Source organism: Streptomyces chromofuscus, assembly GCF_015160875.1.
Classification (GTDB): domain Bacteria; phylum Actinomycetota; class Actinomycetes; order Streptomycetales; family Streptomycetaceae; genus Streptomyces; species Streptomyces chromofuscus.
On record NZ_CP063374.1, the window covers coordinates 5,725,190 to 5,748,964 of the forward strand.

General features: G+C 71.0%; 23 protein-coding genes and 2 riboswitches. Of the genes, 15 read left to right on the forward strand and 8 right to left on the reverse strand.

Going from position 1 to position 23,775, the window contains the following annotated elements; all coding sequences use genetic code 11:
• The first annotated feature begins 24 nt into the window (after positions 1-24).
• From IPT68_RS25910 to IPT68_RS25920, 3 genes are read left to right on the forward strand one after another with little or no spacing between them, the layout of a single operon-like run.
• Positions 25-705: a vWA domain-containing protein gene (locus IPT68_RS25910; RefSeq protein WP_189701168.1), complete on the forward strand. Its 681-nt coding sequence runs from the start codon at positions 25-27 to the stop codon at positions 703-705.
• A gap of 1 nt (position 706) precedes the next feature.
• The gene (locus IPT68_RS25915; RefSeq protein WP_189701167.1) at positions 707-1,810 is read left to right on the forward strand and encodes a protein phosphatase 2C domain-containing protein; all 1,104 of its coding nucleotides are present in this window, start codon (positions 707-709) and stop codon (positions 1,808-1,810) included.
• Complete coding sequence (locus IPT68_RS25920; RefSeq protein ID WP_189701166.1) at positions 1,807-3,501, forward strand: lipopolysaccharide kinase InaA family protein; 1,695 nt, start codon at positions 1,807-1,809, stop codon at positions 3,499-3,501. The genes IPT68_RS25915 and IPT68_RS25920 overlap by 4 nt, the downstream gene beginning before the upstream one ends.
• 7 nt (positions 3,502-3,508) lie before the next feature.
• Here IPT68_RS25920 and IPT68_RS25925 read toward each other — a convergent pair whose 3' ends face one another.
• The 7 genes from IPT68_RS25925 to gcvT form a co-directional block, all read right to left on the reverse strand.
• Positions 3,509-4,207, reverse strand: a complete 699-nt coding sequence (locus tag IPT68_RS25925; RefSeq protein ID WP_189701165.1) for a Crp/Fnr family transcriptional regulator — start codon at positions 4,205-4,207, stop codon at positions 3,509-3,511.
• Positions 4,189-4,686, reverse strand: coding sequence for a Pycsar system effector family protein (locus tag IPT68_RS25930; protein ID WP_189701164.1), 498 nt, complete (start codon positions 4,684-4,686; stop codon positions 4,189-4,191). Before IPT68_RS25930 ends, IPT68_RS25925 begins: the two co-directional genes overlap by 19 nt.
• Positions 4,687-4,823: 137 nt before the next feature.
• Positions 4,824-5,381 carry a glycoside hydrolase family 25 protein gene (locus IPT68_RS25935; RefSeq protein ID WP_189701163.1) on the reverse strand — a complete coding sequence of 186 codons (558 nt, stop codon included), beginning with the start codon at positions 5,379-5,381 and terminating at the stop codon, positions 4,824-4,826.
• 246 nt (positions 5,382-5,627) lie between these two features.
• The gene (locus IPT68_RS25940; protein WP_189701162.1) at positions 5,628-6,995 is read right to left on the reverse strand and encodes an L-serine ammonia-lyase; all 1,368 of its coding nucleotides are present in this window, start codon (positions 6,993-6,995) and stop codon (positions 5,628-5,630) included.
• 65 nt (positions 6,996-7,060) lie between these two features.
• Positions 7,061-8,323, reverse strand: a complete 1,263-nt coding sequence (gene glyA, locus IPT68_RS25945) for a serine hydroxymethyltransferase (protein WP_189701161.1) — start codon at positions 8,321-8,323, stop codon at positions 7,061-7,063.
• A gap of 14 nt (positions 8,324-8,337) precedes the next feature.
• Positions 8,338-8,715, reverse strand: coding sequence for a glycine cleavage system protein GcvH (gcvH, locus tag IPT68_RS25950; RefSeq protein ID WP_189701160.1), 378 nt, complete (start codon positions 8,713-8,715; stop codon positions 8,338-8,340).
• 109 nt (positions 8,716-8,824) lie between these two features.
• Entirely contained in the window at positions 8,825-9,943 is a 1,119-nt protein-coding gene (gene gcvT, locus IPT68_RS25955) for a glycine cleavage system aminomethyltransferase GcvT (RefSeq protein ID WP_189701159.1), read from the reverse strand.
• Between the two features lie 34 nt (positions 9,944-9,977).
• Positions 9,978-10,095: riboswitch (glycine riboswitch) on the reverse strand.
• Positions 10,096-10,195, reverse strand: a riboswitch (glycine riboswitch).
• A gap of 255 nt (positions 10,196-10,450) precedes the next feature.
• On the opposite strand from gcvT, the gene IPT68_RS25960 reads away from it, so the two are divergent.
• The 10 genes from IPT68_RS25960 (at position 10,451) to IPT68_RS26005 (ending at position 22,082) form a co-directional block, all read left to right on the forward strand.
• On the forward strand, positions 10,451-11,119 hold the full coding sequence (locus tag IPT68_RS25960; protein ID WP_189701158.1) for an AAA family ATPase: 669 nt from the start codon (positions 10,451-10,453) through the stop codon (positions 11,117-11,119).
• Positions 11,120-11,785: 666 nt separating this feature from the next.
• Positions 11,786-12,565, forward strand: coding sequence for an enhanced serine sensitivity protein SseB (locus IPT68_RS25965; protein ID WP_189701157.1), 780 nt, complete (start codon positions 11,786-11,788; stop codon positions 12,563-12,565).
• Between the two features lie 157 nt (positions 12,566-12,722).
• Positions 12,723-13,514, forward strand: coding sequence for an enhanced serine sensitivity protein SseB C-terminal domain-containing protein (locus IPT68_RS25970; protein WP_189701156.1), 792 nt, complete (start codon positions 12,723-12,725; stop codon positions 13,512-13,514).
• Positions 13,515-14,305: 791 nt separating this feature from the next.
• The gene (locus tag IPT68_RS25975) at positions 14,306-15,973 is read left to right on the forward strand and encodes an ABC transporter substrate-binding protein (protein ID WP_189701155.1); all 1,668 of its coding nucleotides are present in this window, start codon (positions 14,306-14,308) and stop codon (positions 15,971-15,973) included.
• A gap of 96 nt (positions 15,974-16,069) precedes the next feature.
• Complete coding sequence (locus IPT68_RS25980; RefSeq protein WP_189701154.1) at positions 16,070-17,074, forward strand: ABC transporter permease; 1,005 nt, start codon at positions 16,070-16,072, stop codon at positions 17,072-17,074.
• A gap of 1 nt (position 17,075) precedes the next feature.
• Positions 17,076-18,032, forward strand: coding sequence for an ABC transporter permease (locus tag IPT68_RS25985; RefSeq protein ID WP_189701153.1), 957 nt, complete (start codon positions 17,076-17,078; stop codon positions 18,030-18,032).
• A 6-nt stretch (positions 18,033-18,038) separates the two neighbouring features.
• Positions 18,039-19,043, forward strand: a complete 1,005-nt coding sequence (locus IPT68_RS25990; RefSeq protein ID WP_189701152.1) for an ABC transporter ATP-binding protein — start codon at positions 18,039-18,041, stop codon at positions 19,041-19,043.
• Entirely contained in the window at positions 19,040-20,440 is a 1,401-nt protein-coding gene (locus IPT68_RS25995) for an oligopeptide/dipeptide ABC transporter ATP-binding protein (RefSeq protein ID WP_189701151.1), read from the forward strand. Before IPT68_RS25990 ends, IPT68_RS25995 begins: the two co-directional genes overlap by 4 nt.
• Before the next feature lie 78 nt (positions 20,441-20,518).
• On the forward strand, positions 20,519-21,211 hold the full coding sequence (locus tag IPT68_RS26000; RefSeq protein WP_189701150.1) for a trimeric intracellular cation channel family protein: 693 nt from the start codon (positions 20,519-20,521) through the stop codon (positions 21,209-21,211).
• Between the two features lie 25 nt (positions 21,212-21,236).
• Positions 21,237-22,082 carry a thioesterase family protein gene (locus IPT68_RS26005; RefSeq protein WP_189701149.1) on the forward strand — a complete coding sequence of 282 codons (846 nt, stop codon included), beginning with the start codon at positions 21,237-21,239 and terminating at the stop codon, positions 22,080-22,082.
• 257 nt (positions 22,083-22,339) lie between these two features.
• On the opposite strand, the gene IPT68_RS26010 is transcribed toward IPT68_RS26005, so the two are convergent.
• The gene (locus IPT68_RS26010; RefSeq protein ID WP_189701148.1) at positions 22,340-22,963 is read right to left on the reverse strand and encodes a TetR family transcriptional regulator; all 624 of its coding nucleotides are present in this window, start codon (positions 22,961-22,963) and stop codon (positions 22,340-22,342) included.
• 116 nt (positions 22,964-23,079) lie between these two features.
• Here IPT68_RS26010 and IPT68_RS26015 point away from each other — a divergent pair, with 116 nt between their 5' ends.
• Positions 23,080-23,247: a hypothetical protein gene (locus IPT68_RS26015; protein WP_189701147.1), complete on the forward strand. Its 168-nt coding sequence runs from the start codon at positions 23,080-23,082 to the stop codon at positions 23,245-23,247.
• 16 nt (positions 23,248-23,263) lie between these two features.
• Positions 23,264-23,530, forward strand: a complete 267-nt coding sequence (locus IPT68_RS26020; protein ID WP_189701146.1) for a DUF4190 domain-containing protein — start codon at positions 23,264-23,266, stop codon at positions 23,528-23,530.
• Positions 23,531-23,775 lie beyond the last annotated feature (245 nt).

Here is a 23,775-nt window from a genome sequence, read left to right on the forward strand (position 1 = left end):
CATCCGGCACAGAAACGGAAGACGATGATGGAAAGCAACCGGGGGCACTTGCTCCCCATCTACGTCCTCGCCGACGAGTCGGGCTCGATGACCGAGCACATCGACGACCTCAACGAGGGCCTGCGCTCACTGCATCAGGCACTGCTCGGCGAGCCGATGGCCGCCGCCAAGGTGCGCTTCTCGGTGCTCGGCTTCTCCGACGACGTGATCGAACGCGTCCGCCTGGTGGACCTGCGCAGCGCGGCCGAGTTCCCGCGCCTGACCACCCGCGGCATGACCAGTTACCGGACCGCCTTCGAGGACCTGATCAACCGCATACCCGCCGACGTGAACCGCCTGAAGTCCGAGGGCTACCAGGTGCACCGGCCCGCCGTGTTCTTCCTCAGCGACGGCCTGCCCAACCACGGCGAGGACTGGCAGGACCCGCACCGCCGGCTCACCGACCGCAACACCACCCTCGGCGCACCCAACATCATCGCCTGCGGCATCGTGGACGCCGACGCGCAGACGATCAGCAAGGTCGCCACCCGGCCGGAGTTCGGCTTCGTCGCCAACCAGGGCGTCGACGTCGGCGCGGCCATCGCCAAGTTCTGCACGGCCCTGACCAAGAGCGTGATCTCCTCGGGCCGTTCGCTGGGTTCCGCGTCCCCGCAGCTGGTGGTGGACAAGCCAGAGGGCTTCACCGTCGCGATCGACGTGATCTGACGTGTGGTTCCCCCATCGTCACGCCCCCGACGACCCCGCACGGCAGACCGGCCCGGCCCCCGCGCCACCCCGTCCGGCACCGCCCCTGCGCCCGCACCAGCCCGAGCAGGCCGGTGTCTACGACTGGCAGCAGGACGCCGAGTGGCCGCAGCAGCCCCCAGCGGCACCCCGGCAACCCCAGCCGCAACCCCGGCCGGCGGCGCCGCGGAACATCGGCATGGACCTGTGGCGGAGGATGCCCCTCGACGGGGAGGAGAGCGCCGACTTCCCGCCGAGGCCGCCTACGGGCGGGCTGTCGTACCGCCCCGACACCGTGTGCGACGGCTGGTCGACGCACGCCCTCGACCTGCGGCTGGCCTCGGTCCGCGGCCAGCAGCACCGCTGGGACGGACGCCCACGCGAGGACGACGCCGCGGCGGCCTGGGACCCGACCACCGGAGCCGTGGTGATCGCCGTCGCCGACGGGGTGTCCGACGCCCGCCAGCCGCACATCGGCTCCCAACTGGCCTGCCGCAGCACGGTCGACGAGCTGCTCTCCCAGGTGCGGGCGGGCGGCGGCTTCGTCACGGACTGGCAGAAACTGCTGTCCACCGTCCACTGGCAGCTGCGCGAACAGGCCGGCCGTCTGCTGCGCACCCCGGACGCCGGGGTGGCGGAGACGGCCGACCTGCTGGCCACCACCCTGGTCGCCGGGGTGGCCACGCCCACCCAGGACGGCGTCCAGGTCGCCCTGCTGTCGGTGGGCGACTCCGGGGTCTGGCAGATCAAGCACGAGGAGCTCTACCCGATGCTCGGCGGCAAGACGCCCGGCTCCGACGGGCTGCTCTCCTCGGCCGTGCAGCCGCTGCCGTACGTCCCCGCCGACTTCCGCCCGCTCGAGTTCACGCTGGAACCGGGCAGCGTCCTGCTCGTCGGCACCGACGGCTTCGGCGACCCGGTCGGCGACGGACGCGGCGTGGTCGGCCGGCTCTTCGCCGACCAGCTGCGCCGGCCCGTACCACCGCTGGGCTTCGCGCACCTGCTCGACTTCTCCCGGGAGACCTTCGACGACGACCGGACCCTGATCGCCCTGTGGCCCCGCGACCGTGAACGGACGGAGCCATGACGACGACGGTGTCATGGGTCCGGCCGGACCAGCTCGGCGACTACACCGCGCACGGCCTGGGCGCCGGCGGGCAGGGCAAGGTGTACGCCGTGCCCAGTCCGCCGGGCCGGTTCCAGGGCGAGTACCTCGCCTACAAGGAGTACCTGCCCGCCATCGCCTACGACGCCGACGTCCTGCACGACATGGTGGTGCTGCGCGACCTGCTGAGCCCCACCGACCGCACCCTGCTGGACAACCGGCTGACCTGGCCCCGCGCCATGGTGTACACCGGCCGGCCACCGCAACGGCTGCCGCCCTCGCAGAACGCGGGGATGCGCGTGGTCGGCTTCCTGATGCCGCGGGTGGCACGGGCGTACGAACTGCACAGCCCGAACCTGTCGGAGGTGAAGCTCCAGGCCCTGGAGTTCCTGCTCAACGACGACGGCTACGCCGCCCGGATCGGCCTGCACGTCGACGACCGGCAGCGGCTCGCGCTGCTGCACGACCTGGCCCGCACCCTGGACCGGCTGCACCACAACGCGGTCACGGTGGGCGACCTGTCGCCGAAGAACATCCTGTTCACGCTGGCCGGCACGCCCAAGTGCCTGCTGATCGACTGCGACTCGATGCGCTACCGGGGCCGGGACGTGATGGACCAGGTCGAGACCACCGGCTGGGAGGCGCCGGAGCCCGCGAAGGCCACGACGGCCTCCGACTCCTGGAAGTTCGCCCTGGTCGCCGCGCGGGTCTTCAACCGCGACCACGACAGCACGGACCTCGCACCGCTGCGCGCCGTCTCCACCGAGCTGGCCAACCTCGCCTCGCGCGGCCAGACCCGGGACCCCGCGCGACGGCCCGCGATGGGGGAGTGGCTGACCGCGCTGGACCTGGCCGGACACCGGATGCGGCAGCGCCCGGCGGCGGCGTCCGCCCCCAACCCGAACCAGCCGCCGCGGCAACAGCCACTGCCACCGAACCCCGCACCCGACCCGAACCCGGCCCCGATCCCGGTCTGGACGCCGTCACAGCGGCCCCCGGCCCCCTCCGGAACCGGCGGCGGCGGTCTGGGCAAGGCGCTGGTGTCGCTGCTGCTGGTGATCGCGGGCGTGTGGGCGGCCGCGGAGCACGGGCCGGAACTCGTGGACTCGCTGCCGTTCGGTTCGGGGCTGACGACGACGGACGACCCGTCCGTCCGGTCAGCCCCCGGCAGCGGTTCGGACGAACCCGAGGACACGCAGGCCACGCAGGGCGCGCAGTCGGAACCGGAACCGGCCCCGGAGCACCTGGCCGAGGCCCCCGGCGCGTCCGTGGACTACTCCCGGGCGGCCGACGAACCGCGGGCCCCGGAAGTGGCGGACATGTTCGCCCACTTCTACGGCGCCATCAACAACCGCGACTACGACAAGGCGCTCGGCCACTACGACCCCGCCACCGCCACGGTCGACCTCGACTCCGCCGCCAGCCGCCGCAAGTGGAAGGAGGTCATGGCCACCACCCGGGAGTCGGACATCGCCCTGACGGCCGTACGCGACTCCGGCGACTTCACCCTCGCCACGGTCACCTTCCGCAGCCACCAGGACCCCGGCTACGGCCCCGCCGGCGACGAGAACAGCACCTGCACGGACTGGACCATCACCTACCAACTCACCGACACGGCCGGCTACCGCATCTTCAAGGCCCCGAAGGAGGGGGTGAGCCACTCCCCGTGCTGAGCCCGGCTCACCCGCCGAACGCCAGCGTCTTCAGCTGGTCCACCGATCGCACCAGCAATGACTGACGTCCCGTCACCACCAAGCCTTGGGCACGCCATTGCTCCAGCACCCGGCTCACCGTGCGCCGGGACGTGAGCAGCAGGCCCGCGAGGTCGTCCTGGGACAGGGGGAGCGCGATCCGGCGGCCGGCGCCGTCGGGCTCCGGCTCGCCGCAGCGTTCGACCAGGTCCAGCAGGAGGGCGGCGAGCCGGGCGGGCACCGGCTCGGTGATGCCGGTGCGCTGGGCGTCGGCCTCGCGCAGCCGCTGCGACAGCGTCTGCCCCAGCGCCGCCGCGACGGACGGCCGGGACCGGGCGTACCCGTGGAAACGGGCCGCCGTCAGCTGGAGCACCTCGGCCGCGGTGGCCGTCAGCAGCGACGCCGAGCGGCGCCGGGCCTCCAGACCGGCCTGTTCACCGAGGAGTTCGCCCGGTCCGCGCAGGGCGAGCAGGGCGCGGTAGCCGGCGTGCGACTGGGCGACCACCTTGATCCAGCCGCCGAGCAGCACGACCAGATGGTCGGAGTCGTCGCCCTGGGCCAGCAGCGTCCGGTCCGCCGGCAACGACACCCGGGTGCCCGACCGCTCCAGCAGTGCCCGGTCGGCCGGGTCGAGCGCCTCCCAGAAGGAGGCGGGCCGGTGACCCACGGCTACCGGCCCAGCAGCCAAGCGAGCACGACGACCACCACACCGGCGACGGCGAGCAGCAGCGACTGCCGCACCCGCTGCTGCTTGGCCCAGATGACCCGGCTCATGTCGACCAGCTGACGGCTCAGCGGGCCGAGCGCGGAGGTGTTGCCGAGCTTCTCGGCCAGACGGTCGGGCTCCCAGTGCCGCAGATCCCCGAAGTACACGAAGTTCTGCTGCCAGTCGTGCCCCTGCGCCGTACCCAGTCGCGGGCTGACGACGGAGACGGCCGCGAGCGCCGCGAGCCCGAGCAGGCCGGCGCCCAGCCAGAAGAGCACGGTCGGGAACGTGCCGTCCAACTCGCCCAGCCGGTACCGGGACCCGGAGAACGCGATGATCGCGCCCAGCGCGGCCGACTCCAACGTCAGCGCGAACCCGGCCTTCGCGTCCACCTTGCCGGTCCAGTCGGTCAGCGCCGCATGAATCCGCCAGGCCGTCTCCACGGCATCCGTCTCCGCCATTGACCCCAACCCCCGTAGCTCCGCTGGACCGAGACTGCATCAGTGTGACCCCGACCGCCCACTCGCCAAACCTGCTCGGGCACATGGGGGGCCGATCCCGCCGTGCGGTCGCTGGGAATCGGATGTGCGAGTTCGGGTCAAGCAGCCCCGGCCCACTGTCGCAGCGCCGCCTTGCTCTCGAAGTCGGCCACGTTCTTGTCGATCGGGTCGTCCGTGTACTGGTGGAAGCGCCACTTCGCCTTGATGCGGGGCTTGCCCGCCGTGACGTAGTCGGCGATCCACAGGCCGTCGCCCGCGTACGACGTCGTGTCGACGGTCAGCCAGTAGGTGCGGTTGCAGTAGAGGATCACCCGGTTGTCCGGCCGCAGTTCCTTCACCTTGCGGATGAAGCGGTCCTTCTCCGCGTTGCTCGCGTGCGTCCCGTCACCCGTGGTCTCCCAGTCGACGGCGAGGATGTCGCCCGCCCGTTCCGGGGCCTTGCCGACGAAGTACTCGGCCTGGGCCGTGAGGTTGCCGGGCCAGAGGAAGTGGTAGAAGCCGACGACGAGTCCGGCGTCCCGGCCGCGCTTGGTCTGGGCGGCCAGTTTCGGGTTGACGTAGGAACGGCCCTCCGTCGCCTTGACGAAGACGAAGGAGAGGCCCTCGGTGTCGTAGGTGGTGGACTGGTAGGAGCTGACGTCGATGCCACGCAGCATGGGGACTCCCGGATGTTGCCGTGGGGGGACGGGAGTTGATGATTCCCCTTCGCGGCGCCGGGAACGCCTCGGCCGGCGCTCGATGACGTTCACCACCGGTCCGTCGCACGTCTTCCCGTCGTGCCACGTCCAGCGACCGGCGCCGGGGGCGAGCCCATGCGTGCTCGCCCCCGGCGTCGCGTGTCGACCACCCGGCGCATTGAACGTGATGTTCCGTCAGAAACAGTACGCGGCCGGGCAGTTGCCTCAGCACTCGATGATGTTCACCGCCAGCCCGCCCCGGGCCGTCTCCTTGTACTTCACGCTCATGTCGGCGCCGGTGTCCTTCATCGTCTTGATGACCTTGTCGAGGGAGACCTTGTGGCTGCCGTCGCCGCGCATCGCCATCCGTGCCGCGGTGACCGCCTTCACCGCGGCCATGCCGTTGCGCTCGATGCAGGGGATCTGGACCAGGCCGCCCACGGGATCGCAGGTGAGGCCCAGGTTGTGCTCCATGCCGATCTCGGCCGCGTTCTCGACCTGCTCGGGGCTGCCGCCGAGCACCTCGGCGAGGGCGCCCGCGGCCATCGAGCAGGCGGAGCCGACCTCGCCCTGGCAGCCGACCTCGGCGCCGGAGATGGAGGCGTTCTCCTTGAACAGCATGCCGATCGCGCCGGCGGCGAGCAGGAAGCGGACCACGCCGTCCTCGTCGGCGCCCGGCACGAAGTTGATGTAGTAGTGCAGGACCGCCGGGATGATGCCCGCCGCGCCGTTGGTGGGCGCGGTGACGACCCGGCCGCCGGCCGCGTTCTCCTCGTTCACCGCCATCGCGTAGAGCGTGATCCACTCCATGGCGAGGGCCTTCGGGTCCCCCTCGGAGCGCAGCTTGCGCGCGGTGTTGGCGGCGCGCCGGCGCACCTTCAGCCCGCCGGGCAGGATGCCCTCGCGGGTCATGCCGCGCCGCACGCAGGCCTGCATCACCTGCCAGATGTCCAGCAGGCCGGTGCGGATCTCCTCCTCGGTGCGCCAGGCGCGCTCGTTCTCCAGCATCAGCGAGGAGATCGACAGCCCCGTCTCCTTCGTCAGGCGCAGCAGCTCGTCGCCCGTGCGGAAGGGGTACTTCAGGACCGTGTCGTCCAGCTTGATGCGGTCCGCGCCGACCGCGTCCTCGTCGACGACGAACCCGCCGCCCACCGAGTAGTACGTCTTGGACAGCAGCTCCGTCCCGGAGGCGTCGTACGCCCACAGGGTCATGCCGTTGGCGTGGTACGGGAGTGCCTTGCGGCGGTGCAGTTTCAGGTCCGCGTCGAAGTCGAAGGCGATCTCGTGCTCGCCGAGGAGGCTCAGCCGGCCGACGGCCTTGATCGCCTCGACCCGTTCGTCGGCCGTCTCCACGTCCACCGTGCGCGGCGAGTCGCCCTCCAGGCCGAGCAGCACCGCCTTGGGGGTGCCGTGCCCGTGTCCGGTCGCGCCCAGGGAGCCGTACAGCTCGACGCGCAGCGAGGCCACGGAGCCCAGCAGCTCCTCGCCGCTCAGGCGGCGGGCGAACATCCGGGCCGCGCGCATCGGGCCGACCGTGTGGGAGCTGGACGGGCCGATGCCGATCGAGAACAGGTCGAAGACCGAGATGGCCACGCTGACTCCTTGGGACGGGGGTGGTGCGGTGGGCTCCACGCCGGTGTGGAGCCCACGGTCGGTCACTACTTGGTGAGGCCGGGGTAGAGCGGGTGCTTGTCGGCGAGCGCCTTGACCCGTGCCGTGAGCGCCTCCGCGTCGTACGACGGCTTCAGCGCCTGCGCGATCACGTCCGCGACCTCGGCGAAGTCCTCGGCCGTGAAGCCGCGGGTGGCCAGGGCCGGGGTGCCGATCCGCAGACCGGACGTCACCATCGGCGGACGCGGGTCGTTCGGGATCGCGTTGCGGTTGACGGTGATGCCGATCTCGTGGAGCCGGTCCTCGGCCTGCTGGCCGTCGAGCTCGGAGTTGCGCAGGTCGACCAGGACCAGGTGGACGTCGGTGCCGCCGGAGAGCACGTCCACGCCCACGGCCTTGACGTCGTCCTGCACGAGCCGCTCGGCGAGCACGCGCGCGCCTTCCAGGGTACGGCGCTGCCGCTCCTGGAAGTCCTCCGAGGCGGCGACCTTGAAGGCGACCGCCTTCGCGGCGATCACGTGCTCCAGCGGGCCGCCCTGCTGACCGGGGAAGACCGCCGAGTTGATCTTCTTGGCGAGTTCGGCCGTGGACAGGATCACACCGCCGCGCGGGCCGCCCAGCGTCTTGTGGGTCGTGGTGGTGACGACATGGGCGTGCGGCACCGGGTTGGGGTGCAGGCCCGCGGCGACCAGACCGGCGAAGTGCGCCATGTCGACCATGAGGTACGCGCCGACCTCGTCGGCGATCCGGCGGAACGCCGCGAAGTCCAGCTGCCGCGGGTAGGCGGACCAGCCGGCGACGATCAGCTTCGGCCTGGCCTCCTTGGCGAGCCGCTCGACCTCGTGCATGTCGACGCGGCCGTCCTCGCCGACGTGGTAGGCGACCACGTCGTAGAGCTTGCCGGAGAAGTTGATCTTCATGCCGTGGGTCAGGTGCCCGCCGTGCGCCAGGTTCAGGCCCATGATCGTGTCGCCGGGCTTGAGCAGCGCGAACATCGCCGCCGCGTTGGCCTGGGCACCCGAGTGCGGCTGCACGTTGGCGTGCTCGGCGCCGAACAGCTCCTTGACGCGGTCGATCGCGATCTGCTCGACCACGTCGACGTGCTCGCAGCCGCCGTAGTAGCGGCGGCCGGGGTAGCCCTCGGCGTACTTGTTGGTCAGGACCGAGCCCTGCGCCTCCATGACCGCCACGGGGGCGAAGTTCTCCGAGGCGATCATCTCGAGCGTGGACTGCTGGCGGTGCAGCTCGGCGTCGACGGCCGCCGCGACGGCCGGGTCGAGCTCGTGCAGGGGGGTGTTGAGGACGGACATCTCGCTACGACTCCTCAGCCGGCGGTGTGGGCGGCGTACTCGTCGGCGGAGAGCAGCTCGGCCGGCTCCTCCGCGATGCGCACCTTGAACAGCCAGCCGCCCTCGAAGGGGGCGGAGTTCACCAGGGACGGGTCGTTCACCACGTCCTCGTTGATCTCGGTGACCTCACCGGTGACCGGGGAGTAGAGGTCGCTGACCGACTTGGTCGACTCCAGCTCGCCGCAGGTCTCGCCCGCGGTCACCTGGGAGCCCACCTCGGGGAGCTGGGCGTAGACGACGTCACCGAGGGCGTTCGCGGCGAACTCGGTGATGCCGACCGTCGAGACGCCGTCCTCGGCGGCCGACAGCCACTCGTGCTCCTTGCTGTAGCGCAGCTGCTGGGGGTTGCTCATGGCCTGAATTCTCCTGTACGCGCGGGAGTGCTGGTGAATGGGGGACTGCTGGTACTGCCTGTGAGCAGGCGAAACGTGTGCCGGGTCACGGAGGGCCCGAGCCCAGTGTCTACTTCTGGCGCTTGTAGAACGGCAGCGCCACGACCTCGTACGGCTCGTGGGTGCCCCGGATGTCCACGCCGACGCCCGGCGTGCCCGGCGCCGCGTGCGCGGCGTCGACGTACGCCATCGCGATGGGCTTGCCCAGCGTGGGGGAGGGGGCGCCGGAGGTGACCTCGCCGATCACCTCGCCGCCGGCGACCACGGCGTACCCGGCGCGCGGGACGCGGCGGCCCTCGGCGACCAGGCCGACGAGGACGCGCGGCGGGCTGGCCTCCGCGCGGGCGGCGGCCTCGGCGAGGGCCTCGCGGCCGACGAAGTCGCCCTCCTTGTCGAACTTCACCACCCGGCCGAGCCCCGCGTCGAAGGGGGTGAGGGAGGTGGACAGCTCATGCCCGTACAGCGGCATGCCCGCCTCCAGGCGCAGGGTGTCCCGGCAGGACAGGCCGCACGGGACGAGGCCGGCGCCCGCGCCCGCCTCGGTCAGCGCCTCCCACAACGCCACGGCGTGCTCCGGCTGCACGAACAGCTCGAAGCCGTCCTCGCCGGTGTACCCGGTGCGGGCGATCAGCGCCGGGACGCCCGCGACGGTGCCGGGCAGGCCGGCGTAGTACTTCAGTCCGTCGAGGTCGGCGTCGGTCAGCTGCTTGAGGATGCCGGGGGACTCGGGGCCCTGCACGGCGATCAGCGCGTAGGCGTCCCGGTCGTCGCGCACGGCGGCGTCGAAGCCCTCCGCGCGCTCCGTCAGGGCGTCCAGGACCGTCTGCGCGTTGCTCGCGTTGGCGACGACCATGTACTCGGTCTCGGCGAGCCGGTAGACGATCAGGTCGTCGAGGATGCCGCCGTCCGCCCGGCAGATCATGGTGTAGCGGGCGCGGCCCACGCCGACGGAGGCGATGTTGCCGACGAGCGCGTGATTGAGGAGCCGGGCCGCCTGCGGGCCGGTGACCGTGATCTCACCCATGTGCGACAGGTCGAACAGCCCGGCCTTCGTGCGCACCGCCAGGTGCTCGTCGCGCTCGGAGCCGTAGCGCAGGGGCATGTCCCAGCCGGCGAAGTCGGTCATGGTCGCGCCCAGCGAACGATGCAGGGCATCGAGCGCGGTGCGACGGGGTGCGGTGCTGCTCATCGGTCGTTCTCCCAAGGCATGACGGCGAGGTCGTTCCTCCCCATCTGTCATCGGAACCTGAGAGGTTCGCCATGACCACCCCTGACGGACGGTGACCAGGACTTGCACCTTGGGTGGAGCCACTGCGGCAGCAGCCCGCTTTTCAGATGTGCCTCGCCCGCGCGGTAACGGGGCCTGAGAGATTCAAGGGAGGGACTTGCTCCTTCGGCGTCCCAGTCACGACGTGCCTGGGAACTCTCCCGCGCGGATTCAAGCGGCCGGTATGCAGTTGGCGCGCTCATCATTGCACGCATCACCGCGGGGCGGCAGGGGGATCTTTCACGGGGGACCTGCCACAGGGGGTGCACATGCCCACAGGAGGACACACAGCGTCCACAGGCGGGCACAGTGTGCTGTAGCAGGCCTGTTGCGGGAAGCGGACGGAAACGCGAGACGCCGCGTATTACGTTCTCTTTACACTCGACGGGGACGGGAACTCGTGAACCGCCCCAGGGGAGGACGATCACGGTGAACAGGACCACGGCCTACGCGACCACCGCGGGCCTCGCACTGCCCGAGCAGCCGACCGCCCCGGCCCGGGAGGCGGGCGCCGCGCTGCCGTCCCCCGTGGTCCGCGACCTGCGCGAGCGCGCGGGCCGCAGCCCGCACGCCCTGCTCTTCGGCCCCCGCGACCTCGTCGTGATCACCGGCCTGCCGGGCAGCGGCAAGTCCACCCTGATGCGGCGGGCGGTCCGCGGCCGGCGCATCGACTCCCAGGACACCCGCGACCGCTGGGACGGCCGTACGCCGCCCTGGCTGCCGTACGCGGTGTACCGCCCCCTCGTGCGCCTCGCGCACTACGCCGGCCTGCGCCGCGCCGTGCGTACCGGCGAGGGCGTCGTCGTCCACGACTGCGGTACGCAGGCCTGGGTGCGCGCCTGGCTGGCCCGCGAGGCCCGCCGCCGCGGCGGCACCCTGCACCTGCTGCTGCTCGACGTCACCGCCGAGCAGGCCCTGGCCGGCCAGCGCGAACGCGGCCGCGGCGTCTCGCGGTACGCGTTCCTGCGCCACCGCCGCGCCGCCGGCCGCCTGCTGCGGCGCACCGAACGCGGCGCCCTGCCGCGCGGCTGCGGCGCCGCGATCCTGCTCGACCGCGCGGCGGCCGACACGCTGACCCGCGTCGGCTTCACGGGCTGACCCCCACCGGACCGCGCGGTGGTGGCCTGCATGCTGGGCCGATGGGGTGTCACGGGCTGACAATCACCTGACCGCGCGGCGGGAGCACGCCGGGTCGCGTCGGCTTCACGGGCTGACCCCCACCGGACCGCGCGGTGGTGGCCTGCATGCTGGGCCGATGGGGTGTCACGGGCTGGCCATCACCTGACCGCGCGGCGGGAGCACGCCGGGTCGCGTCGGCTTCACGGGCTGACCCCCACCGGACCGCGCGGTGGTGGCCTGCATGCTGGGCCGATGGGGTGTCACGGGCTGACAATCACCTGACCGCGCGGCGGGAGCACGCCGGGTCGCATCGGCTTCACGGGCTGACCCCCACCCGAGCGCGCGGCGGTGGGGGCACACCGGGCCGGACCGGCCAGAGGTCCGACGCCTGCTCGACGGCGCGGCGGTGGGTACGCCGGGCGGTATCGGCCTCACGGGCGCCCACTGTCCGACACTCCGCCGCGTGCGGCCCCGCACCGGTCCGGCTTCACGGCCCGAGTCCGAGGCGGGGGTGGTCCGGCGCCGGTACGGTCCACCGGCTGCGGCCACGCCCGGTGCCCCGTGCCGGATCGTTGTGTGGGGCGACGCGGCGGGCGGGTTAGCCTTTTCAGCCGATGGCACTGGTACGGAGCAGGCGGTAGGCAGATGGACTTCCCGGAGGACATTCCGGCGCAGGCGCACCCGCATCCGCACGGCGGATGGCCCGGCAACGAGCTGGAGGAGGTGCTGTCGGCCTCCCTCGGTGTCCCGTCGGCCGGCGGCCGGATCGTCGAGGTGCTCGGCCGCAGCTTCGTGTGGGTGCCGCTGCCCAACGGCGGCGGCCCCCACAGCGGCCCCCTCGACCTGCCGAGCATGGAGATCGACGGCCAGGCCTACGTCCCGGTCTTCAGCTCCGAGGAACAGTTCCGCCAGGTCGTCGGCGCCCACATGTCGTACACCATCGCCCCCGCTGTCGAGTTCGCCCGCGGCCTGCCCCCGCAGGCGGGCATCGCGGTGAACCCCGGCGGCGTCGTCGGCATCCCGCTCCCCCCGGCCGCGGTCGCCGAACTCGGCCGCGCCGGCCGCACCCCCCTCGACGGCCCCGCGAGCGGTGGCCGGGTCCGCCTCTTCCAGCCCGACTGGCAGGACGACCCGGTGGACTTCCTCACGGCGGCGTCCGCGGAGTTCGAGTCGATCGGCGTCGTGACCACGGCCCGCCGCTGCCTGGCGGCGATCGAGACGGCCGACCCGGTGATGTTCGTGGGCGTCGAACTCTCCCAGTGGGAAGGGGACCTGCGCGCCGCACCCCTGGACGCCCTGGGCCGCGCCCTGGGCAGCACTCCCGTGCGATGGCCGGTCAACCTGGTCCTGATGGACGTGGCCCAGGACCCGGTGGTCACCTGGATGCGGGAGCGGGTGCGCCCCTTCTACCAGCGGAGCCGGTGAAACACCTCCGCGGACGGCGGACCCGGGGGCGCGGGGAGCCGCGCGACCAGCAACGGACGACCCGCGCTCGCCGAAACGAGACAGTCCCCGAGTCGGTGGGCGCCCTTAAGCTAGGGTCACGGCTCGAAAAGGGCGTTGCACGAAGGGGCGGTAAACAGTGAGCGCGAGCGGCACGGGCACGGCCGCGGCCGGCCAGGTCGAGCACATGCTGCGCCAGGTGACGCCGGGGCGCCACGACGCCTACGAGGCACTCCTGCGCGCCCTCGCGACCCCCCACTCCGGCCAGGTCTGGATGCTGCTGTGGCACGGTCAGGCCGGCAGCCCCGACGCCCAGTACGGGAACATGGAGGTCGACGGCTACGGCTACGCCCCCTGCGTCACCTCGGCCCAGGAGCTGTCGGCCAGCGGCTGGAACCGCTCGTACGAGGTGGTCGACGGCCTGGACGTGGCCCGCACCCTCTACCCCGACCACTACGGGATCTGGCTGAACCCGCACGCCCCCGGCGGCGGCGTCGGCATCCCCTGGCTGGATCTGCGCCGCATCGCCACCGGCCTCGACCGCCAGCCCGCCGGCCCCCTGCGGCTGTCGGAACCCGCCATCCAGATCCCGCAGTTCTACGCCCTGCTGTCGCAGAACGCCCACCGCACCCCGGCCGTCCGCTCGCTGCGCCGCGCCTGGGTCCAGCCCGCGCTCGGCGCGCCGTACCTCGCCATCGGCCTCGACGTGTACGACACCTCCCCGCCCGCCGTGGACTCGGTGCGAGCGATGATGCAGCAGTCGATCGGCGCGGTCCCGGACGGACTGCCGGTGTCGACGGTCGCGATGTCCGACGAGTACGACCCGGTCGCGATGTGGCTGCGCGCCAACGCCCGCCCCTTCTACGACCGAGAGGCCCACGCGGGCCCGTCCCAGGCCGCCCGCGGGTACGGGTATCCACCGTCCAACTGAGCACTGGCCTCTTCTGGACCGCTCCATCATCAACCGCGGCGTCGGCAGATGCAGAATTCCATGTCCTTGAGTGGGCCACGGGTCGGTACCTGGAGTTGTCGCGCTCTGTGCGGATGTTGAACCGCTGGTACGCGGCCTTGGGAGTCGTGCAGCCGTAGTGCTTGCCCTTGGCTTCCCCGACCTTGGCGGAGTTGTACTTGCCGGTCGTCCCCGCGGGGGCTGTCCCTGGACCGCGACCATCATGCCGGTCAGGAGGGCCGCAGCAGCCCATGTCGCGCCCGCATTGCGCTTCCACTCTTCTTGCATGCTGGTTCCCGTGTCTCCGGGAGCGCCAGGGTTTTTCGGCGCCCAACAGTTGATCCGTGCAGTGCGTCGAGTGAGACGTGACCAGCGGATGGATGTCGGGATTGCGGTGGGATACGGGATCTGACCGAACTTGATCGGTCGATGTGGCCACGTAGAGGCGGGGGGGGGGAGCGAAAGGGCCGGCCGCGCGCCGTCAGTGTGCCCGGACGTTCGGGTCGACAGTCTCCGTCCCCCTCCACGGGCCGTCGATTCGACCCGTCGGCCACGGGTAAGGGACCCTAACAGGCCCTATGTGCAACTCCCGGCTGTGTGCGGCAAGTTCATCGCGCCTACCCTTGATGTACCGGTAGCTTCCCATTTATCGAGTGTTCAGATCTCAGGTAGGTATCACCGCTATGCGGACTGTTCTCGGGCGCCGGTCCCGTCTGTAGTGTTCAGGCGGTCAACATTGCATTCCCCTCAGCGGAACCCGGAGTGGCCGACCTATGCGCATACTCAGATCCCGCGCCGCCAGGGCGATCACGGCCGCGTTGGCGGTCGGTCTGATCGCCACCGGCTGTGCCAGTGAGCGAGACAAGGAAGACTCGAAGGGGGAGAAGGACACCTTCGTGTTCGGCGCCCCCGGCGACCCGAGCTCGCTGGACCCTGCGCTCGCGAGCGACGGCGAGACCTTCCGGGTCACCCGCCAGGCCTTCGAGGCGCTGCTCGAGCACGAGTCGGGCGGCAGCAAGCTCGTCGGCGGCCTCGCCGAGACCTGGGAGAGCAACGACGCGGGCACCGTGTGGACCTTCAACCTCCGCAAGGGCGTGAAGTTCCACGACGGTGAAGCGTTCAACGCCGCGGCCGTGTGCGCCAACTACGACCACTGGTTCAACTGGAAGGGCACCTACCAGTCCAGCGCGGTCTCGTACTACTGGCAGACCATCATGGGCGGCTTCGCGAAGAACGAGGACAAGGAGACGCCGGAGGCGAACTACAAGTCCTGCACCGCGAAGGACGAGAACACCGCCGTCATCGAGGTCAAGAAGCCTTCCGCCAACCTCCCCGGCGGCTTCTCCCTGCAGGCCCTGGCCATCCACTCGCCGAAGGCCCTCAAGGCGTACGAGGCCCAGGAGGCGACCGCCAAGGGCGACGCGATCACCTACCCCAAGTACAGCCAGGAGGCCGGCACGGTCGCCGGTACCGGCCCGTACAAGATCACGAAGTGGAACAAGGGCAACAAGGAAGTCACCCTTCAGCGCTTCGACGACTACTGGGGTGAGAAGGCCAAGGTCAAGAACCTGGTCATTCGCACCATCGACACCGAGGACGGCCGCCGGCAGGCGCTGCAGGCCGGCGACATCGACGGGTACGACCTGGTGGCGCCCGCCGACGTCAAGACCCTCGAGGGCGAAGGCTTCCAGGTCCCGACCCGTGGCGTCTTCAACCTCTTCTACCTGGGCATGACCCAGGAGAAGAACCCGGCGCTGAAGAAGAAGGAAGTGCGCCAGGCGATCGCGCACGCCCTGGACCGGGAGAACCTGGTCAAGACCCAGCTGCCCGAGGGCGGCAAGGTGGCCACGCAGTTCATGCCGGACACCGTCGAGGGCTACTCCGAGGGCGTCAAGACCTACGCGTACGACACGGCCAAGGCCAAGAGCCTGCTGAAGGCCGCGGGCGAGAGCGGCCTCAAGATCGAGTTCTGCTACCCGACCGAGGTCACCCGCCCGTACATGCCTGCTCCGCAGGACCTGTTCGAGCTGATGAAGGCCGACCTGGAGAAGGCCGGCATCACGGTCACGCCGAAGCCCATGAAGTGGGCCCCGGACTACCTGGACGCCACCGAGGCCGGCTCCTGCGCCCTGCACATGCTGGGCTGGACCGGTGACTTCAACGACGGCTACAACTTCATCGGCACCTGGTTCGCCGAGTACGACAAGCAGTGGGGCTTCCGGAACAAGGCGCTCTTCGACGCGGTGAACGCCGGCTCGAAGGTCGCCGACGAGGCCGAGCGCACCGCCGCGTACAAGAAGGCCAACGAGGCCATCATGGCGTACCTGCCGGGCGTGCCGATCTCGTCCTCGCCGCCCGCCATCGCCTTCGCCAAGAACGTCAACCCGCCGAAGGTCTCCCCGCTCACTCAGGAGAACTTCGCGGAAATCTCCTTCAAGTAAGCATCAGGCACGGTGAACGGGTCCGTCCGGCTGCTGACCTCGGCGGCCGGGCGGACCTGTTCGTGACGGCACATACGTAAGAAAGGGGCATGCGGGGTGCTGCGTCTCGTCGTACGAAGACTGCTCCAGCTCATACCCACCCTGCTCGGCCTGTCGGTTCTGCTGTTCCTCTGGCTCAACCGGCTGCCCGGCGGACCCGCCTCAGCGATCCTGGGGGAGAGGGCCACCGAGGCCGAAGTGGCGCGCATCAATCGCGCGTTGGGGCTCGACCAGCCCCTGTACATCCAGTACTGGCGCTTCCTGAAGCGAATCGCCGAACTCGACCTGGGTACCTCCGTGCAGACCGGACAGCCGGTCTGGGACGAGTTCACGCTGCGCTTCCCCGCCACCGTCGAACTCTCCGTCGCCGCGATGATCATCGCCATCGTGGTCGGTGTTCCGCTGGGTTACTTCGCCGCCCGCAAGCGGGGCGGCTGGCTGGACGTCACCGCCGTCTCCGGCTCACTCGTCGGGATCTGCGTCCCCGTCTTCTTCCTCGCCCTCATCCTCAAGGGCATCTTCGCCGTCAACCTGGGCCTCTTCCCCAGCTACGGCCGCCAGTCCACCGGCATCAACGCCACCGACGTGACCGGATTCGCCGTCCTGGACGGCCTGCTCACCGGTGAGTTCGACGCCTCCTGGGACGCGATCAGCCACCTGGTGCTGCCGGCCATCACGCTGGCCTCCATCCCTCTCGCGGTCATCGTCCGCATGACCCGGGCCAGCGTCCTGGAGGTGCTGGGCGAGGACTACGTCCGAACCGCCGAGTCCAAGGGCCTGCGCCGACGGGTCGTCCGCGAACGGCACGTACTGCGCAACGCCATGCTGCCCGTGGTCACCGCGGTCGGCCTGCTGACCGGCTCGCTGCTCTCAGGGGCCGTCCTCACCGAGTCCGTGTTCTCCTTCGGCGGTATCGGCTCCTTCATCCGGACCGCGATCGACGGGCGCGATTACCCGGTGCTGGTCGGTTTCATCATGTTCATCGCGATCACGTACGTCCTGATCAACCTGCTCGTGGACGTGGCGTACAGCCTCATCGACCCGAGAGTGCGGGTGCACTGAAGTGAGCACCACAAAGACCGAGAAGATCCAGCGCCTCGCGGAGCTCACCGCACACAACGAGTCGACGACCGGCGCGAGCCTGTGGCGGGAAGCCTTCCGCCGGCTCAAGTCGAGCAAGATGGCGATCATCGGTGCCGCCATCGTCGCCGTCTTCGTCGTCCTCGCCGTCGTCGGCCCGTGGGTCGCCCCCTACGCCCCGACTGCCCAGACCTGGCGCGGTGAAGTCCTCGTCAACGCCGGCCAGTTCGTAGGGCCGCGAGGGGACAACTGGCTGGGCCTGGACCACCTGGGCCGGGACATGTTCTCCCGCATGCTGGTCGGCGCCCGCCAGACGCTGCTCGTCGGTGTCGTCTCCACGCTCATCGGCCTGACCGTCGGCTTCCTCATCGGCGGACTCTCCGGCGCCGCGGCCACGTTGGGCGGAGCGGCCGGCCGGCGGATCGACTCCTTCGTCATGCGCGTCACCGACATGATGCTGGCGCTGCCGTCGCTGCTGCTCGCCGTGTCCATCGCGGCGGTCATGGGCCAGTCGCTGACCACCGTGATGATCGCGGTGGGTGTCGTCCAAGTCCCGATCTTCGCCCGCCTGCTGCGCGGCTCGATGCTCGCCCAGGGTGGCACCGACTACGTGCTGGCCGCCCGCTCCCTGGGCGTACGCCGACGGCGCATCGTCGTCACTCAGATTCTGCCCAACTCGCTCAGCCCGGTGATCGTCCAGGCGACGCTGTCGCTGGCCACCGCGATCATCGAGGCAGCCGCCTTGTCCTACCTGGGCCTCGGCAACCCCGACCCGGCGGTCCCCGAGTGGGGCGTCATGCTGTCCCAGGCGCAGCGCTTCTTCGACAACGCGCCGATGATGGCGGTCTATCCGGCGGTCGGCATCATCATCACCGCCCTCGGCTTCACCCTGCTCGGCGAGGCCATGCGGGAAGCCCTCGACCCGAAGCTGCGAGGCTGAACCACCATGCCACTTCTCTCAGTCGACGAACTGACCGTCACTTTCGGCGGTGGACGCGGGCGCAAGGAGTCCCGAGCGGTCGACGGCGTCTCGTTCTCCGTCGACCAGGGCCAGGTCGTGGGGCTTGTCGGTGAGTCCGGCTGCGGCAAGTCCGTCACCTCGCTGGCGCTGATGGGACTGCTGCCGCGCAAGGGCGTCCAGGTCGGGGGCCGTGCCGACTTCGACGGCTCCGACCTGCTCACGATGGACCCCCGCGCGCTGCGTGACCTTCGGGGCAGCCGCATCGCCATGATCTTCCAGGACCCGCTGTCCTCCCTGAACCCGGTCGTGCCCATCGGTGTCCAGGTCACCGAGATCCTCCAGCGGCACCGGGGACTCAAAGGTGAGGCAGCACGCAAGGAGGCGGCCCACCTCCTGGACCGGGTCGGCATCCCGGACCCGACCCGGCGGCTCAAGGAGTACCCGCACCAGATGTCCGGCGGCATGCGCCAGCGCGCGCTGATCGCCATGGCGGTGGCCTGCGCCCCAAGCCTGCTGATCGCCGACGAGCCCACCACGGCCCTCGATGTGACGATCCAGGCGCAGATCCTGGAGCTGCTCAAGGAGCTGGTGGATCAGGAGGGCACCGCCCTGCTGATGATCACTCACGACCTGGGTGTGGTTGCGGGCCTCTGCGACCAGGTCAACGTGCTCTACGCCGGGAAAGTCGTGGAGTCCGCCGACCGCCGCGACCTGTTCGCCCACCCGACCCACCCCTACGCGCACGGACTGCTGGCTTCCATCCCTCGCCTCGACGCGCCGCGCGGCGAACCGCTCACCCCCGTGCGGGGCTCCATCAACGACCGGATCGCCTGGGCCGACGGCTGCGCCTTCGCGCCTCGCTGTGACCGCTACGAACTGGACTGCCTGGCGGGGCCGCCCGGGCTTACGGAGCCCCGGACGACCGGACACCAGGTGCGCTGCGTCCACCCCGTACACGAAGACGCCCGGGCCGAGGAGGTCCCCGCATGAGCCTGCTCGAACTGGACGGAGTCAAAGTCCATTTCCCGGTCAAGAAGGGCATCCTCTTCGACCGCACCGTCGGCCACGTGCACGCCGTCGACGGGGTGTCGCTCAAGGTCGAGGCGGGCCAGACCTACGGTCTGGTCGGCGAATCGGGCTGCGGCAAGACCACCCTCGGCCGGGCCGTGCTGCGCCTGGTGGACATCACCGAGGGCGAGGTCGTGCTGGACGGCACGGACCTGGCCAAGCTGCCGGCCGAGGAGATGCGCCGCTTCCGGCGCCGCCTCCAGATGGTCTTCCAGGACCCGCTGGGCTCCCTGAACCCACGGCAGAACATCGAGTCGATCCTCACCGAGGGCATGCTCGCCCACGGTGTCGGCGCCACTCAGGAGGAGCGCCGGGAGAAGATCAAGGCAATCCTGGCCAAGGTCGGCCTGCCGGCCAACGCCCTCTCCCGCTACCCGCACGAGTTCTCCGGCGGTCAGCGCCAGCGCATCGGCATCGCCCGTGCGCTGGTGCTCGAGCCCGACGTGATCATCTGCGACGAACCGGTCTCCGCGCTGGACGTGTCCATCCAGGCACAGGTGATCAACCTGCTGGAGGAACTCCAGGAGGAACTGGGCCTGACCTACGTGGTGATCGCCCATGACCTCGCCGTCGTCCGGCACATCTCCGACATGATCGGCGTGATGTACCTGGGTGCCCTGGTGGAGGAGGCGCCGAGCGACGCGCTCTACGCCGAGCCGCGGCACCCCTACACCAAGGCTCTGATGTCGGCGGTACCCGTGCCCGACCCCGAGGTCGAGGACCGGCGCGAGCGGATCCTGCTCACCGGCGATCTGCCCTCGCCGGCCAACCCGCCCGCCGGTTGCCGCTTCCACACCCGGTGCCCGTGGGTGCAGGAGACGCGCTGTGCGACCGAGCGGCCCGAACTCACCGACGTCGGCGACGGTCACCGGGTGGCCTGCCACTTCGCGGCCGAGATCGCGGCCGGGACGCTGCGCCGGACGACGGGAGAGGTGGTCCCGGCGGCGCGCGAGGAGCTCGTCGACGCGCCCGAGCGTGCCGAGGACACCGGGGAAGTGACGGTGCCGGAGCAGCCGGAGCCGAAGGACGAGGTGGCGAAGGCCGACACGAAGAAGACCGAGCCGGAGAGCGGCGAGGCCGAGGGCGGCCCGGCGGAGGACGGCGAAGCGGAGAGCGGCGAGGCCGAGCAGGACGGGCCGGAGCAGGACGGGCCGGAGCAGGACGGGCCGGAGCAGGACGGGCCGGAGCAGGACGGGCCGGAGCAGGACGGGCCGGAGCAGGACGAGATCAAGCAGGAAGCCGACGAGAAGGACGAGGTCAAGAAGGAAGCGGTGGAGATGGACGAGGTGAAGAAAGAAGCGGTGGAGAAGGCCTCGTAACCGTTCTTGACCCGAGTTCCATGCGGCCCTCGCCTTGCTTTGTAAGGCGAGGGTCGTCGGACAGGTGAGAATGTTCAGGTGCTCCAGCAACTGTTCACGCCGTCCGTCCAGCACACCCTCGACCTGATCGGCATCTTCGTCTTCGCCATCTCCGGCGCGCTGCTGGCCGTCCGCAAGAACTTCGACGTCTTCGGCATCGCCGTCCTCGCCGAGGTCACCGCGCTGGGCGGCGGGCTGTTCCGTGACCTGATCATCGGCGCCGTGCCCCCGGCCGCGTTCACGGACCTGGGGTACTTCGTCACCCCGCTGCTCGCCACCCTGCTGGTCTTCTTCCTCCACCCGCACGTGGAGCGCATCCAGGCCGGCGTGAACGTCTTCGACGCGGCCGGCCTCGGCCTGTTCTGCGTGGCGGGCACCACGAAGGCCTACGAGTACGGGCTCGGCCTGCACGCCTCCGCGGCCCTCGGTCTCGCCACCGCGGTCGGCGGCGGCGTGCTGCGGGACGTGCTGGCCAACGAGGTGCCGTCGCTGCTGCGCTGGGACCGGGACCTGTACGCCGTCCCCGCCATCGTCGGTGCCGTGATGGTCGCCGTGTGCATCCGCTACGACGCCCTCAACCCGCTGACCAGCACACTCGCCGCCGCCACCGCCTTCGTCCTGCGGCTGCTGGCGATGCGCTTCCACTGGCGCGCGCCCCGGGCGTGGAACCGGCGCTCGACGGTGCGCGAGGAGGAGCCGCCCAGGCGGCCGACGGCAAAAGCTACCGCTTAGTAGCTAGTTGTTGTACGGTACCGCCATGGCTCAGGCATCCCAGGCGACCATCGGCAGCAGCGAGTTCGACCGCGACACCGCCGTCACCCGGCGCTCCGAGGGCGTCTACGACATCGACCTCTCCGCCGGCTGGACCATCATCAGCGCCGTCAACGGCGGCTACCTCCTCGCCGTCCTGGGCCGCGCGCTCGCCGACGCCCTGCCGCACCCCGACCCGTTCACGATCTCCGCGCACTACCTGACCGCGTCCCGGCCGGGCCCCGCGGTCGTGCGCACCGACGTCGTCCGTACCGGCCGCACCCTCTCCACCGGCCAGGCCTCGCTCTTCCAGTACGACGACCAGGGTCGTGAGACCGAGCGCATCCGCGTCCTCGCCTCCTACGGCGACCTCGGCGCCCTCCCCGACGACGTCCGCACCACCGCGCTGCCGCCCGCGCTCCCGCCGATGGAGCAGTGTTTCGGCCCCGAGGACGGGCCCGCTCCCGTCGACGGCAGCTCGGCGATCACCGAGCGGCTGATGCTGAAGCTCGACCCGGCCACCCTGGGCTGGGCGCTGGGCGCGCCCTCCGGCAAGGGGGAGATGCGGGCGTGGTTCGGCCTGAAGGACGGCCGTGACGCCGACCCGCTCTCCCTGCTGCTCGCCGTGGACGCCCTGCCGCCCACGGCCTTCGAACTCGGCATCTCCGGTTGGGTTCCGACGGTCGAACTCACCGTGCACGTGCGGTGCCGGCCGGCGCCGGGCCCGCTGCGCGTCTCCATCACCACCCGCAACCTGGCCGGCGGCTTCCTGGAGGAGGACGCCGAGGTGTGGGACAGCGCGGACCGCCTGGTGGCACAGTCCCGGCAACTGGCCCGGGTACGGCTCCGCTGACGGCCGGTCGCGCGGCGGGGGCGCGTGCGGAACGGGAGCCGGTGGCCGGGGCGGCGTCTTGAGGACGGCGGCCTGCCGAGCGTACGGCTCACCGGCAGGGCGTCCTCGCCCGCGGCAGGGCGGGCAGGCGGGTCACGCTGAGGGCCGGGCGGGTGGTTGTGGCGGAGCCGGTGGTGCGACCACCGGTGGGCGGGACGGCGGCCTGCCGAGCGCACGGCCCGGCGGTCAGGCCGTCCCAAAGCGGCGGGATCCGGCCATCAGTCCAGCCAGTGCTCGCGGCCGATGCTGATCAGCCGTAGCCGGCGGGTCGCCGCCTGCGCGACCCGTTGTCGCTCCTCCTCGGAGCCGAGCGCCTCCAGGAAGAGCGAGGCCGTGACGAGCATCTGGTCGACGTACAGCCCCGCGAGCATCAGCAGATCGTCGTCGCTCCAGCCGTCGGCCGCGCGGTCCTTGGCCAGCTCGGCCTTCACCTCCTCGGTGAACAGGGCCAGTTGGCGGCGGATCGCCTCCCGCACCGGCTGCACCCCGCCGTGCTGCTCGCGGGCGATGAAGCGCACGTGGGCCGGGTGGGCCCTGACGTGACCGCCGATCAACTCCACGGCTCGGGTGATCCGTTCGTCGCTGTCCCCGGTCGTGGAGACGATCGTCCGGATCGTCGGGTGCAGGCTGCCCAGTGCCTCCTCGACCAGGGCCACGCCGAGGTCGGCGGTGGAGCGGAAGTGCCGGTAGAAGGCGGTCGGGGCGACTCCGACCGCGCGGGTGACCTCGCGCAGACCCAGACTGCTCAGGCTCTGCTCCTCCAGCAGTTCCAGCGCCGCGTCCAGGAGCGCTCGCCGGGTCTTCTGCTTCTGCGCCTGCCGGATGCCGAGGGTGTGACTCATGCCATGCAGTTAACAACTGTTCTCTGCCGTTGGGAAGTCATGGGTCGCGCTAGGCTGGGCAGTCAGTGAACAAGTGTAACTACAAGCGTTCACCGAAGCAGAGGGGGACTCAACCCGTGCTTTTCCTGGTCGCAGCACTTCTCCTGCTCAGCGTGGCCATGGGCACCGTGGCCCACGCGCCGATCGGCTTCACCCTCGTCGCCGCCGCCGTGATCGCCGCCTGGCTCGGCATCTTCGCCCTCCGCGAGCGTCACGGCCGCCGACGCCGCACGCCGACCCACTGACCGCCGGGAGCCCACCATGCAGCTGACCGCACCGGCCGAGCGCCGCACCGGCATCCGTGACACCGACGGCATGGCCGTCGCCTCCTTCGTCCTCGGCCTCCTCGGCCTGCTCGTGCTCAACGTCTTCCTCGGCCCCATCGCCATCGCCCTGGCCGCCGTCGCCCTGTGGCGCGGCACCGACCGCCGCTTCCGCGCCTTCCTGGGCCTCGGCCTGGGCGTCGCGGACCTCGTGGTCCTGGCGGCGTTCATGCAGGCCGACAACTCGATCTCCTGGAGTTTCTAGGGGCACCCGCACCGGCCTCACGGGCGATTGTCCCGCGCGGCGAGGGCAGTCGTACCGCAGGGCGAGGGCGGTCGTACCGCAGGGCGAGGGCGGTCGTCCCGCGCGGCGAGGGCGGTCGTCCCGCGCGGCGAGGGCAGTCGTACCGCAGGGCGAGGGTGGTCGTCCCGCAGGGCGAGGGCGGTCCCCTGCTCGAGCGAGGCCGGGAGTTCGGGGGCGCAGCGCTCGACGCCGGACGCGCCGCCACC

Excerpts from the sequence above, each read along its gene's own strand:
- gcvH (WP_189701160.1), bottom strand. The coding sequence starts at position 8,715 with ATGAGCAACCCCCAGCAGCTGCGCTACAGCAAGGAGCACGAGTGGCTG.
- glyA (WP_189701161.1), bottom strand. The coding sequence starts at position 8,323 with ATGTCCGTCCTCAACACCCCCCTGCACGAGCTCGACCCGGCCGTCGCG.
- gcvT (WP_189701159.1), bottom strand. The coding sequence starts at position 9,943 with ATGAGCAGCACCGCACCCCGTCGCACCGCGCTCGATGCCCTGCATCGT.
- IPT68_RS25975 (WP_189701155.1), top strand. The coding sequence starts at position 14,306 with ATGCGCATACTCAGATCCCGCGCCGCCAGGGCGATCACGGCCGCGTTG.
- IPT68_RS25910 (WP_189701168.1), top strand. The coding sequence starts at position 25 with ATGATGGAAAGCAACCGGGGGCACTTGCTCCCCATCTACGTCCTCGCC.
- IPT68_RS26020 (WP_189701146.1), top strand. The coding sequence starts at position 23,264 with ATGCAGCTGACCGCACCGGCCGAGCGCCGCACCGGCATCCGTGACACC.
- IPT68_RS25990 (WP_189701152.1), top strand. The coding sequence starts at position 18,039 with ATGCCACTTCTCTCAGTCGACGAACTGACCGTCACTTTCGGCGGTGGA.
- IPT68_RS25920 (WP_189701166.1), top strand. The coding sequence starts at position 1,807 with ATGACGACGACGGTGTCATGGGTCCGGCCGGACCAGCTCGGCGACTAC.
- IPT68_RS25995 (WP_189701151.1), top strand. The coding sequence starts at position 19,040 with ATGAGCCTGCTCGAACTGGACGGAGTCAAAGTCCATTTCCCGGTCAAG.
- IPT68_RS26010 (WP_189701148.1), bottom strand. The coding sequence starts at position 22,963 with ATGAGTCACACCCTCGGCATCCGGCAGGCGCAGAAGCAGAAGACCCGG.
- IPT68_RS26005 (WP_189701149.1), top strand. The coding sequence starts at position 21,237 with ATGGCTCAGGCATCCCAGGCGACCATCGGCAGCAGCGAGTTCGACCGC.
- IPT68_RS25930 (WP_189701164.1), bottom strand. The coding sequence starts at position 4,686 with ATGGCGGAGACGGATGCCGTGGAGACGGCCTGGCGGATTCATGCGGCG.
- IPT68_RS25935 (WP_189701163.1), bottom strand. The coding sequence starts at position 5,381 with ATGCTGCGTGGCATCGACGTCAGCTCCTACCAGTCCACCACCTACGAC.
- IPT68_RS25965 (WP_189701157.1), top strand. The coding sequence starts at position 11,786 with ATGGACTTCCCGGAGGACATTCCGGCGCAGGCGCACCCGCATCCGCAC.